Here is a 16,567-nt window from a genome sequence, read left to right on the forward strand (position 1 = left end):
TCAAATTTCCGGATCCATCTCTTAGATTAAATTTATTTCGTCAGTTTTCTTAATTTACAGTCGATGAACTCATATCAAAATTTACGTCTGCGTATCATGGAAACTAAAACGAGGCCCGTTAAGGTTAACATTGACCAGATCCCCATGCTGCCACCGCTTATTTTTCCTGTATCAGGATTACTCGATATATTTTCGTTTAAATCCATATCAACAATTACAGGATCATGATCGGAAGAACGGAATGCATCATCGCTATAGAATGCTGCAATTTGCTCATCTGTTTTATATTCTTCGTTATAGTCTAAGGCCGTCGGCTCATCAGCATTGATGTGCCAAGCAAAAGCGCGTTTCACCATTGGATATAAGTCTGCATCAGCAATTGCATGGTCTAGGTTTCCTGCGCCCCCATTGCCATTGGCATCACTTGCAACACCAAATACATAACTATAGGCTGTTTTACCTTGTCCAATTTTTTCGTCATTGAGCAAGACTTTATAATTGGCTTTTTCTAATGCTAAAATCGGATCTTCTTTAGCATAACTATTCATATCACCGACCAGCAAATAATTTGGTTTAGCCACTTGTGTTGGATTTTTTGCAATCCACTGCATAAGTTCTTGTACTGCAGTTAAACGTGTTGCATTCCAGCAACCTTGACCATCACCCTGATCAGCATCGGCCAGAGTTTTATCGGTAGGACAACTGCCTTTCGACTTTAAGTGATTGGGTACTATCGTAAATATTTTTCCACCATTTACAGATTGGAAACTTTGCGCCATGGTGACACGGTTCTTTTCAGTCTGATCATCATAAACTGCAGGCTCACCTACAGGTTTTACGCGCTTACTGTTATAGATAATCGCAACTGCAATTGCATCTGTACCTAATTTTGTCATTTGGGTTGGAATGACATATTTCCAGTCTGCACCTAAGGCTTGCGATAAGTATGCCACTGCACTTTTATCATCAAAACCATTATTTGCGATTTCCATTAACCCATACACATCGGCATCAATTGTTTTTAAAGCACTGACAATTTTTTGATGTTGCTTCTTAAACTCAGTTTCTGAGCTTGCACCACGTTCTGTTGGGAAACCTTTTTCTGAACCATTATCATAATTTAAGACATTAAAAGCCGCAGCGCGAATTTGTTTAACATCTTTTGGAATCACCGTTGAAGGACGTAAATTAGTATCCTTGATAATTTCAGGTTGTACCTTCCCCTGTATCGGTTGAATTCGCCATGCATTAAAACGATATTCTAAAATCCCCTCAACATTTTTCAGTTCAGAACCTGTTCTTAATGTATTTATGGCATTGAAGTTTTGCGGAAGTAATGGTGTTCTATTTTGATTATTATAGCCATCATCCAAGATAATTTTAGAAAGCAGATTTTGCTGGGCTAATGCAACTGCTTCAGCAGATTTTGCAGGATATAGATTAGTTGGAATATACAAGCGACCTAAACTTAAAGATAGCTCACCATAACGACCGTAATTGTAATTTTCACTTATCGTTAAAGTTTGTGGGATTTTAACCAGCATCCCTTGATAGCGTTTAGGTACATTTCCTGCTATCTCCGTCAAACTGGTAAACGGTAAATTAAGTGCCTGTGCCGTGACTGTATTGGATGCTTGTGTATGACAGGTTTGAATATTTTGATCAAGTTGATCTATTTGGAGTTGGTTTTGATATGAGGTTAAACGACCTTTTAAAATAACCTCTTCACCTACTTTTCCTCCAGTGATTTTACTACTTGCAGGAAGATAGACAAAAATAGCATTACTTAAATTGGATTTGGCTTTACTATCGGGCGTTTGTATATAAAAACCAGAAAAACCATTGTCATAACGGTAGTCTGCGGTAATAACACCACGAACAACATATGGTTGATTTTCTGCGGCAGATTGTAGGTCCGCAATCGCCGTATCTGCTGTATTACAACTGATAGGAGTAACGGGGGAGGTTATAGGCGCGCTTGTATCTAAATACTGGGAAAACTCATTTCGATCAGACCATTTAGACCATTCGCTTTCTAACTCAAATGCTGTTGCAGGATCAATTGAAGTTACATTATTTGAAGTTTTAGTACGTGACAAACTATTTTGATAACTACTAAAACCCACTCCCCAACCAGTACCTGGATCCTCTCCCACACGACCAAAACGGTCTATTGGAGTACCTTTATAAAACAGGACCAAGGTATCATCTCCATTAAATGCAAGTCCTGCCACTTGATTGACTTTATTACCAATTACTGCCTGCAACTCTGTTCGACCAATAATGTATTTTGCTTTACTTGCCAATGAACCTTCTAATTGAAAAGTCGCAGATTTCGTGGTTGAACCATTAGTAAATTGTTGAATCTCATAATCAGCTAAGTTCACTGTTAAACTGTCAGGGTTATAGATTTCCAAACCCTTTTTATTAGATGTACCATCTATATACTGACTAAACATTAATTGTGCATGTGCAGAAAACGAGCACCCCATAAGTATTAAACTTAAACTCAATATTTTTGGTTTTATATTCATAATGATTTTGAACAGTTGTTAAAATTCAAAATAGCTTAGTTTTTATACATGACATCACTATGAATAACTGATGACAGTTTTAGTGAAATCGCTTTTCTAGAATTTTTCTCATTAAGCCCCCAAGTTGTCCCGGTTTAAATCAACGTTGCCCCTTTTCTTCTAAATTCAGATAAAAGTCTGAATATTACCCAGATGAAATAACAATACAGTACGATGTCATAAATATGTCATGAAACAGTCACAGAATACTTAGTTGAATAAAGTTTAATTCTTAGCCTTTCTACAGAATTAGTCATTTTTTTATTTACAAAGAGTCAATTAACCTCTTTCAAAGGCTTTAAAGAATTTTCTATTAGCTTCCTTCAGCGCTGCAATCTGACTTTATAAGAGCCATAAATGACTACCTTAAATGTGTCTTCAAACTCTTCATCACATCCGTTAAAAAAGTATATAAATAGAGAGCTCTCACTATTTGAGTTTCATAAGCGGGTGTTGGCACAGGCGAAAGATACTGAATACCCTTTACTTGAACGATTAAATTTTTTAATTATTTTTTCAAGTAATCTGGATGAGTTTTTTGAAATACGAGTTGCCAGTTTAATGCAACAAATTGAACTTTCAGATCATGCTAGAGCTCGTCCAGATAACTCACTCCTCTCAGATATAGTCACCACCATTTCCAAACTTGCACACGAAGCTGTCGAAGAACAGTATAAAATACTTAATTATAATCTCTTACCACAACTGCAAGGACATGGTGTTCATTTCATTCAGTATGGTGACATCCTCGAAAAACATAAAGAATGGATTAAGGACTATTTCCATAATGAAGTTCGACCTGTGGTCACACCTATCAGTTTAGATCCAGCCCACCCCTTTCCTCGGCTAGTGAATAAAAGTCTAAATTTCATTGTAACCCTAGAAGGTAAAGATGCATTTGGACGAAAAATTGATTTGGCGATTGTTCCCGCACCACGATCATTACCTAGATTAGTAAAGTTACCTAATAGTATTTCTGGCGAGGATGAACACTACATTCTACTTTCAGCCATTATTCAGCAACATCTTCATGAGTTATTTCCAGGGGTAACCACCACTGGATGTTATCAATTTCGGGTCACACGTAATGCAGATTTAACTATCTCAGAAGATGTTGAAGACTTAGCAATTGCCTTAAAAGATGAACTATCCTCACGGCGCTTTGGTCGGGCTGTAAGACTTGAGGTGACTAAAAATTGCCCTGAAAATATTATTGATTATTTACTTGGACAATTTGATCTTAAGCAAGAGCAACTCTATCGTATTGACGGCCCGCTTAATCTGGCGCGCTTTATATCGAACTTCAATTTGCCAGAGTTACGTTTTCCTCCCCATGTACAAAAATTACCGAAAGTGTTGTATGGGAAAAAATCCATATTTGAGGTATTAAAAACCGGAGATGTTTTATTACATCACCCTTTTCACTCTTTCGCTCCGGTCATTAAGCTACTGAAAGAGGCAGCCCATGATCCACATGTGTTAGCCATAAAACAAACCCTTTATCGGAGTGGTGTACATTCTGAAATTGTGCAAGTCCTTGCTGAAGCGGCACGAAATGGTAAGGAAGTCACAGCAGTGATTGAATTACGTGCTCGCTTTGATGAAGAGTCAAATATCGAAGTTGCCAATCTATTACAAGAAGCTGGGGCGGTTGTTGTATATGGGATCGTTGGCTATAAAACCCACGCCAAAATGATTCTGATCGTGCGTCGTGAAATAGACAAAATTAAACGTTATGTTCATTTAGGCACAGGTAACTATCATGCAATGAATGCCAAAATCTATACTGATTATGGACTACTGACCAGTGATGCTGATATTTGTGAAGATGTCCATAAAGTCTTTCAGGAGCTCACAGGCATGGGGAAAATGGTCAAATTGAAAAAACTTTTTCATGCACCATTTACTCTGCATTCTCAATTGATTGAACTCATCGAAACTGAAACTGAAAATAGCAAAGCAGGCAAAAAAGCGCAGATTATTATTAAAGTAAATGCCTTAACTGAACCTCAACTAATTGATGCCCTATATAGGGCATCTAAAGCGGGCGTTCAAATCGATTTGATTGTCCGTTCAATTTGCTGCTTACGCCCACAGGTGAAAGGGCTTTCTGAAAATATTCGAGTCCGCTCAATTGTGGGACGTTTTTTAGAACATACCCGGGTTTATTATTTTTACCATCAGGGCGAAAACAAGCTTTATTGCGCCAGTGCAGATTGGATGGGGCGTAATTTATTCTCTCGCATCGAGACCTGTTTCCCAATCGAAGATAAAAAACTTCGTAAACAAATTCTGCAAGATGGCTTAATGAATTATCTTCAAGATAACCGCCGTGCATGGGAGCTTCAAGCAGATGGAACATGGATTCAATGTACACCAAGTTTGGATAAGCCCATGTATATCGCACAACAGCACTTATTAAACCATACATCTTAATTAACCCGAATCCTGTTTAAGCCACTGATTCTATAATTAGAATTTTTGGCTTATTTTGATGGGTGAGTTGATATGCACATAACAATGCGTAAATCCCCAAATTAAAATCCGCGGAATCAGGGACAAAGCCAAGCTCTTAATTCCTTGGGCCTTGGCTGCCATGATTTTTGTTCCCATTACATAAAATCTGTTTTTGGGCTTATAAAAAACCTGCCTGCTACGACTAAAATTACGTTTTTATTCAAGCCATGATCCTCGGTATGCCGAACTAAAACAGCAATTAATTCACTTTGCCGGATTATATACGCGGCTACTAAAATATGAGCATCAGTATTGCAAATACGATCAAACATCTGGATATTGATAGCTATAGGGATGAAATGTTATAAAAAAATATCCGGGCATTGGCCCGGATATTTAAACTCTAAGCAGCTTAGGCAGTTTGCTTTAACGGTTTGATTTCATTTAATTCATGATCTAATTGAAGCTGATACGCACGGCTTTGATCAACCTGATAACTACGATTCTGGATGCTATCGATAAAAATCCAGTTCGCCTGTACCTGATCCGGGGTAAATGCAACACTCAAGTATCCGCGTTGATTCAAATTACAATAATTCAGCTCATCAATTAGCGTAGTAAATGCCATTTCAAATTCCTGTAACTGGGCTAAGGGAATCTGCAAATACTTCTCCATACCCGGTGATGAAACTGAACTGGTCGCTAGTTCTACCCCGACTGTACTGCCGGCTTGATCTCTCAAAGTGGAGTTCCAGGCATTATGGGTATCTCCTGCAAGTACAATCAGTTTTTTATTCAGCTGTTTACAAGCCGTATAAATCACCTCACGCTCCACGACGTACCCATCCCAGGCATCAAGATTATAAGGCACAACAGTCAGTATTCTGGCTAATTCTGCCTTTGTCAAAGTTGGATCATTTTGCAGATAGCGTATTTTTAGGCCTACCAGTTCTGTCAGCATCTGACGCACTTGTAGCAACACATCTGCAGTGGCCTGACCACTGGTGATCTGCCCCAAAACAGCCAGAATTTCGGCCGGAATTAGCATCTTGCTCATCAGCACCTGCTGACCCAGCACATTCCAGACGGCATTCGATTGGCTGAGTTGTTTCAGTATCCATTCACGTTGTGTATGTCCTAACAAGGTACGCGTCGGATTGAGCAAATCTGTCTGAAATTTATTGACATCTAGTCCTGTCGCGGTAAGATAGTCAGCATATTGCAATTGCTTGTTACGCGCCAAAATACGAGTATCCAGCATATTCAGCTGAACCAGATCACCAAAATTAAACTGGCGATAAATATTCAAATGATCTTTTTCAGACACTGGACGAATCGGCATCCATTCAAAATAGGCCTGCAAAGCAGCCAGCTTACGTGCAAAAAAATCACCTTCTGAAACATCATGATTTTCCGCACCCTGCTCCCAGGTATCATTGGTCAGCTCATGATCATCCCAGACCACAATAAATGGATGACGCTGATGTGCTGCTTGTAAGTCCGCATCAGTTCGATACAAGGCATAACGCTTGCGGTAGTCTTCCAGTTTAATGATTTCCTCAGCATTATCTGCAGCCAGACTTCGGCCTAATGCTGCAGCCTGTTCAGTCGCATAACCACCCATCCCGTACTCATAAATGTAATCCCCTAAATGAATCACCACATCTAGGTCTTGCTGGGCAATTTCCTGATAGATATGAAAATATCCGGCTGGATAATTGGAACATGAACAAACGGCAAATTGCACCAGCTTGCTTTGCGTGGCTAAAGTTTTGGTTTGACCGACAGATGAATATACCGATGCACACTTAAAACGGTAAAAATAAGTTTGCCCTGCCGATAGACGATCCGCATCGACTTTAACCGTGAAATCTTGCGACCGACTGGTTTCAACTTGTCCTGTATTGATTATCTGGCGAAAATCCTGATCGGCAGCAATTTCCCACTGCACCTGATAACGCAGGTTTTCATCTTCCGGACTTAAGCGTGTCCATAGAATTATCCGATCCTGTAAGGGATCACCACTGGCCACCCCATGTTTAAAAGCGACTTTAGGATGTGCCTGAGCTTGATCTGAAGCATCCTCATCACTGCCACAAGCGGTCAAAGATATGGGTAAAGACAAAGCACCGAAGCCTGCAATGGAGGTCTTAAGCAGTTCACGTCTGGATATTTTTTTAGTCATAACAGCTTGCTATTGTGGGTTTTTTGTTCTTTTTTAATCCAGTTCGATGACATTAATATCTCTAAATTATGACATTTCTATGAAGCCTAATTTTTCCAAGTCCTAAATATACCAAATGACGATAAAACTAATTTCTGAGAGGCTGAGTTGGGCTATTCGAATTCTTATAGACTGATGACTTTATTTAGAAAATTTCCAATAAGTTGCTTCAAATTTCAGAAAGAAATCATCAATTACGCAGAATAATTCGTTACTATTGAACATCGGGGCTAAAGCTTTAGGTTTGGTAACTCAACTGATGGCTCTAGTCCTCTTATTTTTCAAGTTTATTTCTTATCCGCGATTCGGGTTAATTAACCTGGGGTGATTACTCCATAAGCTATTAGCCCTTAAATGCGCTTTGTACTTTAATCTAATCTCAATAATTAAAGATTAGATTAAAAGAACCCCAAATTAAATGGTTGAAAGATATGAGTGATATCAGCGTAAAAAAAGTCAATAAATTAATTGAAGAGTTTGAACAAGAAGGAAATAAGGTAGACCGATTGGAGATAGGTTCCAAAACATATGCAGCCTTGATGTTAGATAAGAAATTTGCTGATAAAGTCACAAAATCAAATGAAGACCCTAAAGAGCGTCTTTATAAACAAATAAAAATTTAGCTGGTTACTGAAAAACATTATTTTAAGGTTAGGTGAAATAATTTTCTTTCCTAAGATAAAAAATCAGATTAACTCTGAACTAATACAGTTCAGCGCTTACTCAGAATAATTCCAGTAAATTTATTTGAAATAAAAACCTTAAAAGCGTTATTTTCACTCGATAAAGCCTCCATCAATCAAGAGGAAGCTCGCGTAAGCTTCCTCTTGTAAAAATTGTGGGACAGCAGTGGCAGTCCAAAATATGGTTATGTGTGTCTAGAATTTTGGTGGCTATTCAGTCCATCATTACCTACATTCCAACTCTCTAGTTTTCCAACTAGCCCAGGTTATAATAATGGCCACCCAAAATACGATTGATCTATTATGAACACCACCAATGATCCTTTACACGGTAAAAAACTTGCTGACATTTTGGATGAATTATTGGATTACTACGGTGGCTTTGAAGGTTTAAGTCGTAAAATTGAGATTAGATGTTTTTGCATAGACCCAAGTGTTAAATCATCATTGCGATTCTTGCGTACCACCCCATGGGCACGTGAAAAAGTAGAAAACTTATATTTGTATGTCTTACGCCAAAAGGCCAAACAGAAATCGTAGCAGTCAAAGCCCTAACCTCATCATAATATTATACCAAATAGTAAACTACTCTTAGAAAGAGAATATATATGTCGGTAATTATTGTTGATTTACATATTAAAATTAGTGACCAAAACTTAAAGCACCCTACTCTACCTTAAATTACACCACACAAAATAAAAACCCTATATAACTGTTATATATAGGGTTTATTGAAATACCAATTATGTTATTTAGTGTATTTTATGTCGGTGACTATTGCCAAGGTTGGGGTATTACTCATACCGATTCTACTGCCTTTACGCTTTTATTCCATTTCGGTTCAGGCGCATGATAATGCTCCACAGCATCCAATACTTCCTCAATTGAACTTGAGAAGATCAAGGCATCGGTAAAACGTGACTGGGTAAATCCAGCCTCAGTCGTTTTCATCAGGAAATTTAGTAATTCATCATAAAATCCGTGGATATTTAAAAATGCACAAGGTTTCTGATGAAGGCCCAACTGCCCCCAAGTCAACTGCTCAAAAATTTCTTCTAAAGTCCCCACCCCGCCCGGCAAGGCAATAAACGCATCTGCCAGATCAGACATTTTTGTTTTACGTTCATGCATATTTTTCACTACATGCAGCTCTGTTAACAGCGGATGAGCCAATTCTGCATCGACCAGATTTTGTGGAATCACTCCAATGACTGTTCCACCGGCATTTAAGGCACTATCAGCCACAACACCCATCAGACCAGCTCGGCCACCCCCATAAACCAGTGTGATTCCACGATTCGCAATAGACTCACCCAAAGCTTGGGCCTGCTCTTTAAAATTTTTGCTATTCCCCATAGCTGAACCACAAAAGACTGCAATAGATTTCATTTTTTATCCCCTCATCAATCAACATATTCTAACTGCATTAAAATAAAAAAATTGTCTTAAAAACAGGCAAAATAGCCATAAGCGGCTAGTTTATCGAAGCTCATGATTCAGAATAAATCCTCACTTCTACAGAAAATATGGATAATTTTTAGTCAGACATATACGCATTGACTTACATCGATTCTGGTTCTTTGCGGCTATCCCGGATAGTGGAATTTTCCTATGATACTTACATCAGGAACAGGAAGTTCCATATAACAATCACAATAGATAAGCACAAGGATTGTAAGGTACGACAGGAGTTATACCGAGCTAACCAATACGAAAAACCCCGGCAGGATGCCGGGGTTTTTTATTAATCTTTATATTAGTCAATCAGGTTACTAATGACCTGAGATTTTATATTTGGCTATTCTCTGAATGGTACTACTGATCTCGAATGGGTTAGACAGCAGGATTTGACAAATGCAAGCCAATCCACAAAGATAAGTGAATAAAAATAATCATGAGTAGAACAATATGTCCCATCCGCTTTCCAGCCTTGAATATCAACCTGATATTCTGGGTGAAGGTTATGAACAGGCCACTTTAGAATTTCCGCCAGATACTGAAGGTACAGTAGTTGCCACACTGATCCGCAAAAAGACAGACCAGCCCACCTCTAAAGCTGTCCTCTATATTCACGGCTTTATTGATTATTTTTTCCAGACTGAAATGGCAGAGCGTTTTAATCAGCAAGGTTTTGATTTTTATGCGTTGGATTTACGTAAATATGGCCGATCCTATATGTCCCATCAGAAATTTTATAATGTCTATCATCTATCAGAATACGATGCAGAAATCAGTCAGGCTCTCGAAATTATTGGACAGGAAGGCCATGATACGGTTTTACTCAGTGGCCATTCTACCGGCGGACTAATTACTACCCTGTATGCAGCACATCATCCAGATCATCCTTTAATTAAAGGCTTGTGGCTCAATAGTCCTTTTTATGACTTTAATATGACACCTTTTGAGAAAAAGTTTGTGGTGCCTAAATTGAGCCGTCTGGGAAAACGTTTTCCGGAAATGCTATTTCCTAGCCGCTTAAACCGTCATTATGTGCCCAGCCTACATATTAGCTATCAGGGGGAATGGCATTTTGATCTGGAATGGAAAAAACCCAGCTATCACTGGGTGCGTCTGAGTTTTGTACATGCCATTCACGAAGCACAAAAAGAAATTCATCAAGGTATACGTTTAAATATTCCGACTTTGCTGATGCATGCCCATAAAACCACTTATCCCCTACGTTTTAACCGTAATGCCCAAACCAGTGATGTGATTCTTCAGGTACACGACATGATTGAACATGCACAGAAAATCCAGGGCGATGTGCAACTCTGTTCGATTCAAAATGGGGTACATGATCTGGTTCTTTCAGAAAAACCGGTTCGTGAGCAGGTCTATCAGCAGCTATTTCAATGGCTGGAGAATAAGGCCCTATAAGCCAGATGAATAAGATAGGTAGAAAGCTCTGCCTGTCTTATTTTCTAATAATTTTATTTACCTATTTTTCCTGAATATAAAATAAAAATATCAAGCTGATCAGTAATGCTTTTTACATATTAAAATCATTTCGTTATAACAATAAGATATTCAAATTTATAAAAATAATAAATTCTATTTTTATTCAAATGTTGCCTTTTGTAGCAAGCTTGTAAGTATTTATCCTGCGATTTTTTTCCCTCTCTATAGTAGAGCTGAGATGTTGAATCTGAAGACTTTTGCAGAGCAGAAGTGGTTCGGCATTCATCAATAATAATCATATCAAGGAATAGAATTATGCGTTATGCAGATCCCAATACTGACGGTTCAAAAGTGCAATTTAAATCCCAATACGAAAACTTCATTGGCGGAAAATGGGTCCCACCCATCAAAGGTGAATATTTTGATAATGTCTCTCCCGTAGATGGTAAAGCCTTTACCAAAGTTCCGCGCTCATCAGTGGAAGATATTGAACTGGCGCTCGATGCGGCTCATGCCGCCAAACAGCAATGGAATAACAGCTCCCCTACTACCCGTTCCAATATTTTATTAAAAATCGCTGACCGACTTGAGGAGAATCTTGAACTGCTGGCAGTCGCAGAGACCTGGGATAACGGTAAGCCAATCCGAGAAACCCTGGCAGCAGATATTCCTTTAGCCATTGACCATTTCCGTTACTTTGCCGGCTGTATTCGCGCCCAGGAAGGTGGAATTTCCGAAATTGATGAAGATACCATTGCCTACCATTTTCATGAACCTTTAGGTGTGGTTGGGCAGATTATCCCGTGGAACTTCCCGATTCTAATGGCTGCCTGGAAACTGGCCCCTGCTCTCGCAGCCGGAAACTGTATTGTGTTGAAACCCGCTGAACAGACGCCAGTGAGTATTTTGGTACTGGTTGAGCTGATTCAGGATCTGTTGCCTGAAGGTGTGTTAAACATCGTGAATGGCTACGGCGTTGAAGTCGGCCGTCCACTGGCGACTAATCCACGCATTGCCAAGATTGCCTTTACCGGTTCTACCGCTGTGGGTCAGCTGATCATGCAATATGCGACTGAAAATATTATTCCAGTCACTCTGGAACTTGGGGGTAAATCTCCAAACCTGTTCTTTGCAGACATTATGGATCAGGAAGATGACTTCCTGGAAAAAGCCCTGGAAGGCTTCGCTATGTTTGCCCTGAACCAAGGTGAAATCTGTACCTGTCCTTCACGTGCGCTGGTTCAGGAAAGTATTGCAGACCAGTTTCTTGAGCGTGCCGTGGAACGAGTAAAGCGGATTAAGACAGGTCATCCACTGGATACCGAGACCATGATCGGGGCGCAGGCTTCTCAGGAGCAACAGGACAAAATTCTGGGCTGTATTGCAACAGGCCGCGAAGAAGGTGCGGAAATCTTGTTAGGCGGTAATGAACGTCAGGAAGTGGGACAAGGTTTTTATATCGAGCCAACGATTTTTAAAGGTTCCAATGACATGCGAACCTTTCAGGAAGAAATTTTTGGACCGGTATTGGCTGTGACGACTTTTAAAGACTTCGATGAAGCCATCAAGATTGCCAATGATACGATTTATGGACTCGGTGCTGGTGTCTGGTCACGTTCAGCGCATACATCCTACCGTGCCGGTCGTGCGATTCAGGCCGGTCGGGTCTGGACCAACTGCTATCACATCTACCCGGCTCATGCAGCTTTTGGTGGCTATAAAAAATCCGGGATTGGTCGTGAAAACCATCGCATGATGCTGGATCATTATCAGCAAACCAAAAACCTGTTAGTGAGTTATTCAACCAAACCAGCAGGCTTCTTCTAAACTGATCTAAATTCGGGTGGACTTCGGTCCGCCTGATTCATTCATTATTTCAAACAGAATTTTAAACTGATTGGTAAAAAATTTATAAAGGGAAGAATGAGGAGGTATACGTATTTTTAGGAGCTGTATTAACTAATAAATAAAACTGCATAAAAAATAAGAGATTATTTATAGTTATGTTGATTTTAAATAAGTTTGTCATTTTTTATGCTTTCCGATCGTTTAAAAATACAGCATAAAGCCTGTGCTTTCATTTAAAGTCGACTTTTCATGCTACGCAAGACTGTGTATAACAATGAACCCCTGAGGGAAAGCAATAAGCATAGGCAAAATTGCTTAAAAAGCGTTAGACTATGCAGTAATAATGTCATGATTCGGTCTGGTATAGATCAAAAAAGAAGGTGAAGGTTGATGCCGCTCAATACAGTTGAAGAGCTTGTAGCAGATATCCGTGCAGGAAAAATGGTTATCCTGATGGATGACGAAGACCGTGAGAATGAAGGCGATCTGGTGATTGCTGCGACCCACGTGCGTCCTGAAGACATCAACTTTATGATCACCCATGCGCGTGGTCTGGTTTGCCTGACTTTAAGCAAAGAACGTTGCCAGCAGTTAAATCTACCCTTGATGGTGGATGCCAACGGCGCTCAGCACGGAACCAACTTCACCCTTTCAATTGAAGCAGCCAACGGCATTACTACCGGTATTTCTGCAGCTGAACGTGCGCACACCATTCAAACTGCGGTGGCTGCACATGCCAAACCAAGTGACATCGTACAGCCTGGTCATATCTTCCCATTGATGGCACAGCCAGGTGGCGTATTGCACCGTGCCGGTCATACTGAAGCCGGTTGTGACCTGTCTCGTCTTGCGGGTCTGGAACCTGCATCTGTGATCTGTGAAATCATCAAAGAAGACGGCACTATGGCGCGTCGTCCAGATCTTGAAATTTTCGCAGAAAAACATGGCCTGAAAATTGGCACTATTGCTGATCTGATTCACTACCGTATGACCAATGAGCAAACGGTTGAGCGTATTGACCAGCAAACTATAGATACTGAATACGGTGTGTTTGATCTCTATCGTTACCGTGAAATCGGTAACCCGGACATTCATTTAGCACTGGTGAAAGGTCAGCCTAAAGACGGCGTGACGACTGTACGTGTGCATGGCTTTAACCCAACCCGTGATTTATTAAAGCTGAACAAGCAAGATGGTGAACCGGCCTGGAATCTGGACCGTGCCTTAAAAGAAATTTCAAACAGTGATCGTGGTGTTCTGGTCTGGATTGGCCAGCGCCATTTACAGGACTTAGGCCCTGCCCTGGATACACTGACAGCACCAAAAAATGTAAAATCCAATGCTGCACTTTCCCAGCAGTATCAGACCATTGGTGTCGGCGCACAAATTTTACGTGACCTCGGCGTGGAAAAAATGAAGCTGCTCAGCTCTCCATTACGTTTCAATGCCCTGTCCGGCTTTAACTTAGAAGTGGTGGAATACATCACCGCACAACAAACATCAGAGAAATAATCGAGGTTCCTATGGCAGTTCGCCGTATTGAAGGTATGTTGCATCTCGCGAACGAAGACCGTTATGCGATTTTAGTTGGTCGTTTTAATAGCTTTGTTGTTGAACATCTGTTAGAAGGTGCCATTGATACATTGAAACGCCATGGCGTATCAGAGGATAATATTACTGTTGTTCATGCACCTGGTGCTTGGGAACTTCCTGTAGTTGCGAAAAAACTGGCAGCTTCAGATCGTTTCGATGCCATCATCGCGCTGGGCGCTGTGATTCGTGGCAGCACGCCTCACTTCGATTTTGTAGCTGGTGAATGTGCCAAAGGTCTGGGCGTGGTTGGCCTGGACACTGGCTTACCAGTGATTAATGGTGTATTGACTACGGATAGTATCGAACAGGCGATTGAACGCTCGGGTACAAAAGCAGGTAATAAAGGTAGTGAAGCTGCCTTGACTGCTATTGAAATGGTTAACTTGTTAAAGGCTATTTAACGCTATGTCGCAAACACTTCAAGCAACTTATGCAGCAAAACGTAAAGCACGTCGCTTTGCTGTACAAGGAATTTATGAATGGCAGATGAGCCACAATCCGGTGCATGAGATTGAAGCACGTACTCGTGTGGACAATGCCATGCACAAAGTGGATCTCAGCTATTATCATGAATTGTTGACTCAAGTGGTTGCCAATCATGAAGCATTGGATGCTTTGCTTATCCCTGTGCTGGATCGTGAACTTTCTGCACTTGATGGTGTAGAACTCGCTACACTTCGCCTAGGCGCCTATGAACTCAAAGAACATTTTGAGATTCCATACCGCGTGGTTCTGGATGAAGCAATTGAGTTAGCTAAACACTTTGGCGGTGCAGACAGCCATAAATACATCAATGGTGTATTGGACCGTTTAGCGACAACTTTACGTGCAGCAGAAAAACAGCAAGCCAACTAATCTAGTCGAATTGTTGTATGGCTGAGTTTTCGATTATCGATACCTATTTTAATCGTCAGAATAAAAATTCTGTCGATTTAGGCGTTGGCGATGACTCAGCCTTGCTCACCCCTCCTCTACAGCAACAACTGGTCATCTGTGCCGACACCCTCGTTGCTGGACGTCATTTTCCTTTAGACACCGATCCTCATGCGATTGGCTGGAAATCTGTCGCTGTTAATCTTTCTGATATTGCAGCCATGGGCGCTACCCCGCATAGTATTTTACTCGCCTTGAGCCTACCCCAAATTGATCATGACTGGTTAAAAGCCTTTAGTCAGGGTCTCTATGATTGTTGCGATCAATTTGGTGTGAGCTTAATTGGTGGTGATACCACACAAAGTCCTCATTTGACCTTATCTGTGACTGCCCTGGGCTGGGTAGAGATTGGTAAAGCTGTACCCCGTTCAGGTGCTAAGCCTGGTGATCTGATTTGTGTATCCGGTACAGTGGGTGATGCTGCTTTTGCTTTAAATCATCTTGGTCATCCATTACAGAAACGTTTGGATTATCCAACCCCACGCTGTCAGTTGGGTACTGCCTTAAAAGGCCTAGCCAACAGTATGATTGATGTCTCGGATGGCCTCGCACAGGATCTGGGACATATTCTCAAAGCTTCTCAGGTAGGAGCGACTTTAGGACTTGAAAAGTTACCGATCAGTCCTGCCCTGCAGGCATTAAATGATGAACAGCGTTGGCAATACGCACTCGCGGGTGGTGATGACTACGAGTTATGCTTTACAATAAGCCCGCAAAATTATGAAAAATTATTGCAAAAACATCTGGATGTTTCGATTAGTATGATTGGCTCCATTCAGCAGCAACACGGTTTAACTTTTGAAAAAGATGGCGTAGATCATTCACTTCAATTTAACGGATATCAACATTTTGCATAAACTTGCGATCAATTTTAAAAGCATGTCATGGATCAACCGGCTCATTGTCTTTAGTGGGGTAGGATTTGGTTCTGGTCTGGCGCCTAAAGCGCCCGGAACTTTTGGTTCAGCTTTTGCACTTTTATTTGTACCCATCTGGCTCTACTTAGGTTTTGTAAATAGTCTTTTTGCCATTGTCATCATGTCCCTGATTGGCATATATATCTGTGGCCAAACAGCCAAAGTCATGGGTGTACATGATGATGGACGTATTGTTTGGGATGAGTTTGCAGGACAATCCATTACCTTTTTGCCACTGATCTATTTAGGTCAGATGAACTGGTTATGGCTACTCATTGGCTTTGCCCTGTTCCGATTATTTGATGTCTGGAAACCTTGGCCGATTCGAGTCATTGACCGTCAGGTTGGGGGTGGTTTTGGCATCATGCTGGATGACATTATCGCTGGCCTCTGGGCAGCACTTTGTATTTGGATTTATTTTTACTTCACGATGGCTTAAGC

Annotated in this window: 13 protein-coding genes and 4 pseudogenes; 12 read left to right on the forward strand and 5 right to left on the reverse strand. The window is 40.7% G+C overall.

Annotation, left to right across the window (positions count from 1 at the left end; genetic code table 11):
* Positions 1-74 precede the first annotated feature (74 nt).
* On the reverse strand, positions 75-2,537 hold the full coding sequence (locus B3J29_RS05340; protein WP_200004097.1) for an ExeM/NucH family extracellular endonuclease: 2,463 nt from the start codon (positions 2,535-2,537) through the stop codon (positions 75-77).
* 393 nt (positions 2,538-2,930) lie between these two features.
* On the opposite strand from B3J29_RS05340, the gene ppk1 reads away from it, so the two are divergent.
* Complete coding sequence (gene ppk1, locus B3J29_RS05345; protein WP_005105077.1) at positions 2,931-5,009, forward strand: polyphosphate kinase 1; 2,079 nt, start codon at positions 2,931-2,933, stop codon at positions 5,007-5,009.
* 16 nt (positions 5,010-5,025) lie between these two features.
* On the opposite strand, the pseudogene B3J29_RS15410 reads toward ppk1, so the two are convergent.
* Positions 5,026-5,115: pseudogene (locus B3J29_RS15410) on the reverse strand (IS982 family transposase); the annotation flags it as partial.
* Positions 5,116-5,185: 70 nt separating this feature from the next.
* Between B3J29_RS15410 and B3J29_RS15345 the strand changes: the two are divergent.
* Positions 5,186-5,398, forward strand: a pseudogene (locus B3J29_RS15345) (hypothetical protein); the annotation flags it as partial.
* Between the two features lie 44 nt (positions 5,399-5,442).
* Here B3J29_RS15345 and B3J29_RS05350 read toward each other — a convergent pair.
* Together B3J29_RS05350 and B3J29_RS05355 are read right to left on the reverse strand one after the other, a co-directional pair.
* Positions 5,443-7,215 carry an alkaline phosphatase D family protein gene (locus tag B3J29_RS05350; protein WP_005233285.1) on the reverse strand — a complete coding sequence of 591 codons (1,773 nt, stop codon included), beginning with the start codon at positions 7,213-7,215 and terminating at the stop codon, positions 5,443-5,445.
* A gap of 108 nt (positions 7,216-7,323) precedes the next feature.
* Positions 7,324-7,479, reverse strand: a pseudogene (locus B3J29_RS05355) (IS982 family transposase); the annotation flags it as partial.
* 206 nt (positions 7,480-7,685) lie between these two features.
* On the opposite strand from B3J29_RS05355, the gene B3J29_RS05360 reads away from it, so the two are divergent.
* The 3 genes and pseudogenes from B3J29_RS05360 (at position 7,686) to B3J29_RS05370 (ending at position 8,477) form a co-directional block, all read left to right on the forward strand.
* Positions 7,686-7,877, forward strand: coding sequence for a hypothetical protein (locus tag B3J29_RS05360; protein ID WP_005233279.1), 192 nt, complete (start codon positions 7,686-7,688; stop codon positions 7,875-7,877).
* Positions 7,878-7,961: 84 nt separating this feature from the next.
* Positions 7,962-8,087: pseudogene (locus B3J29_RS05365) on the forward strand (IS4 family transposase); the annotation flags it as partial.
* A gap of 153 nt (positions 8,088-8,240) precedes the next feature.
* Positions 8,241-8,477: a VF530 family DNA-binding protein gene (locus B3J29_RS05370; protein WP_004280931.1), complete on the forward strand. Its 237-nt coding sequence runs from the start codon at positions 8,241-8,243 to the stop codon at positions 8,475-8,477.
* 258 nt (positions 8,478-8,735) lie between these two features.
* Here B3J29_RS05370 and B3J29_RS05375 read toward each other — a convergent pair whose 3' ends face one another.
* Positions 8,736-9,326 (reverse strand): TIGR00730 family Rossman fold protein, encoded by a 591-nt coding sequence (locus tag B3J29_RS05375; protein ID WP_005233278.1) that lies wholly within the window; start codon positions 9,324-9,326, stop codon positions 8,736-8,738.
* 519 nt (positions 9,327-9,845) lie between these two features.
* On the opposite strand from B3J29_RS05375, the gene B3J29_RS05380 reads away from it, so the two are divergent.
* The 7 genes from B3J29_RS05380 to B3J29_RS05410 all read left to right on the forward strand — a co-directional run bounded on the left by B3J29_RS05380 (position 9,846) and on the right by B3J29_RS05410 (position 16,565).
* Positions 9,846-10,814, forward strand: coding sequence for an alpha/beta hydrolase (locus tag B3J29_RS05380; protein WP_175966407.1), 969 nt, complete (start codon positions 9,846-9,848; stop codon positions 10,812-10,814).
* Between the two features lie 336 nt (positions 10,815-11,150).
* The gene (locus tag B3J29_RS05385) at positions 11,151-12,662 is read left to right on the forward strand and encodes an aldehyde dehydrogenase family protein (RefSeq protein WP_175966409.1); all 1,512 of its coding nucleotides are present in this window, start codon (positions 11,151-11,153) and stop codon (positions 12,660-12,662) included.
* A gap of 411 nt (positions 12,663-13,073) precedes the next feature.
* Positions 13,074-14,195 carry a bifunctional 3,4-dihydroxy-2-butanone-4-phosphate synthase/GTP cyclohydrolase II gene (gene ribBA / locus B3J29_RS05390; RefSeq protein WP_104426889.1) on the forward strand — a complete coding sequence of 374 codons (1,122 nt, stop codon included), beginning with the start codon at positions 13,074-13,076 and terminating at the stop codon, positions 14,193-14,195.
* An 11-nt stretch (positions 14,196-14,206) separates the two neighbouring features.
* A complete protein-coding gene (gene ribE, locus B3J29_RS05395) occupies positions 14,207-14,677 on the forward strand; it encodes a 6,7-dimethyl-8-ribityllumazine synthase (protein WP_004280926.1) in 471 nt (156 codons plus the stop codon).
* Positions 14,678-14,681: 4 nt separating this feature from the next.
* On the forward strand, positions 14,682-15,131 hold the full coding sequence (nusB, locus tag B3J29_RS05400) for a transcription antitermination factor NusB (protein WP_175966411.1): 450 nt from the start codon (positions 14,682-14,684) through the stop codon (positions 15,129-15,131).
* 17 nt (positions 15,132-15,148) lie between these two features.
* Complete coding sequence (thiL, locus tag B3J29_RS05405) at positions 15,149-16,066, forward strand: thiamine-phosphate kinase (RefSeq protein WP_175966413.1); 918 nt, start codon at positions 15,149-15,151, stop codon at positions 16,064-16,066.
* 22 nt (positions 16,067-16,088) lie between these two features.
* Entirely contained in the window at positions 16,089-16,565 is a 477-nt protein-coding gene (locus B3J29_RS05410; RefSeq protein WP_052209084.1) for a phosphatidylglycerophosphatase A family protein, read from the forward strand.
* Positions 16,566-16,567: the final 2 nt, after the last annotated feature.

This window comes from Acinetobacter sp. UBA5984 (assembly GCF_002429925.1).
GTDB classification, from domain to species: Bacteria; Pseudomonadota; Gammaproteobacteria; order Pseudomonadales; family Moraxellaceae; genus Acinetobacter; species Acinetobacter variabilis.

Bases quoted from the DNA above. Each gene is read 5' to 3' on its own strand.
- ppk1 (WP_005105077.1), top strand. From the start codon at position 2,931: ATGACTACCTTAAATGTGTCTTCAAACTCTTCATCACATCCGTTAAAA.
- B3J29_RS05350 (WP_005233285.1), bottom strand. From the start codon at position 7,215: ATGACTAAAAAAATATCCAGACGTGAACTGCTTAAGACCTCCATTGCA.
- B3J29_RS05360 (WP_005233279.1), top strand. From the start codon at position 7,686: ATGAGTGATATCAGCGTAAAAAAAGTCAATAAATTAATTGAAGAGTTT.
- B3J29_RS05370 (WP_004280931.1), top strand. From the start codon at position 8,241: ATGAACACCACCAATGATCCTTTACACGGTAAAAAACTTGCTGACATT.
- B3J29_RS05375 (WP_005233278.1), bottom strand. From the start codon at position 9,326: ATGAAATCTATTGCAGTCTTTTGTGGTTCAGCTATGGGGAATAGCAAA.
- B3J29_RS05380 (WP_175966407.1), top strand. From the start codon at position 9,846: ATGTCCCATCCGCTTTCCAGCCTTGAATATCAACCTGATATTCTGGGT.
- B3J29_RS05385 (WP_175966409.1), top strand. From the start codon at position 11,151: ATGCGTTATGCAGATCCCAATACTGACGGTTCAAAAGTGCAATTTAAA.
- ribBA (WP_104426889.1), top strand. From the start codon at position 13,074: ATGCCGCTCAATACAGTTGAAGAGCTTGTAGCAGATATCCGTGCAGGA.
- ribE (WP_004280926.1), top strand. From the start codon at position 14,207: ATGGCAGTTCGCCGTATTGAAGGTATGTTGCATCTCGCGAACGAAGAC.
- nusB (WP_175966411.1), top strand. From the start codon at position 14,682: ATGTCGCAAACACTTCAAGCAACTTATGCAGCAAAACGTAAAGCACGT.
- thiL (WP_175966413.1), top strand. From the start codon at position 15,149: ATGGCTGAGTTTTCGATTATCGATACCTATTTTAATCGTCAGAATAAA.
- B3J29_RS05410 (WP_052209084.1), top strand. From the start codon at position 16,089: ATGTCATGGATCAACCGGCTCATTGTCTTTAGTGGGGTAGGATTTGGT.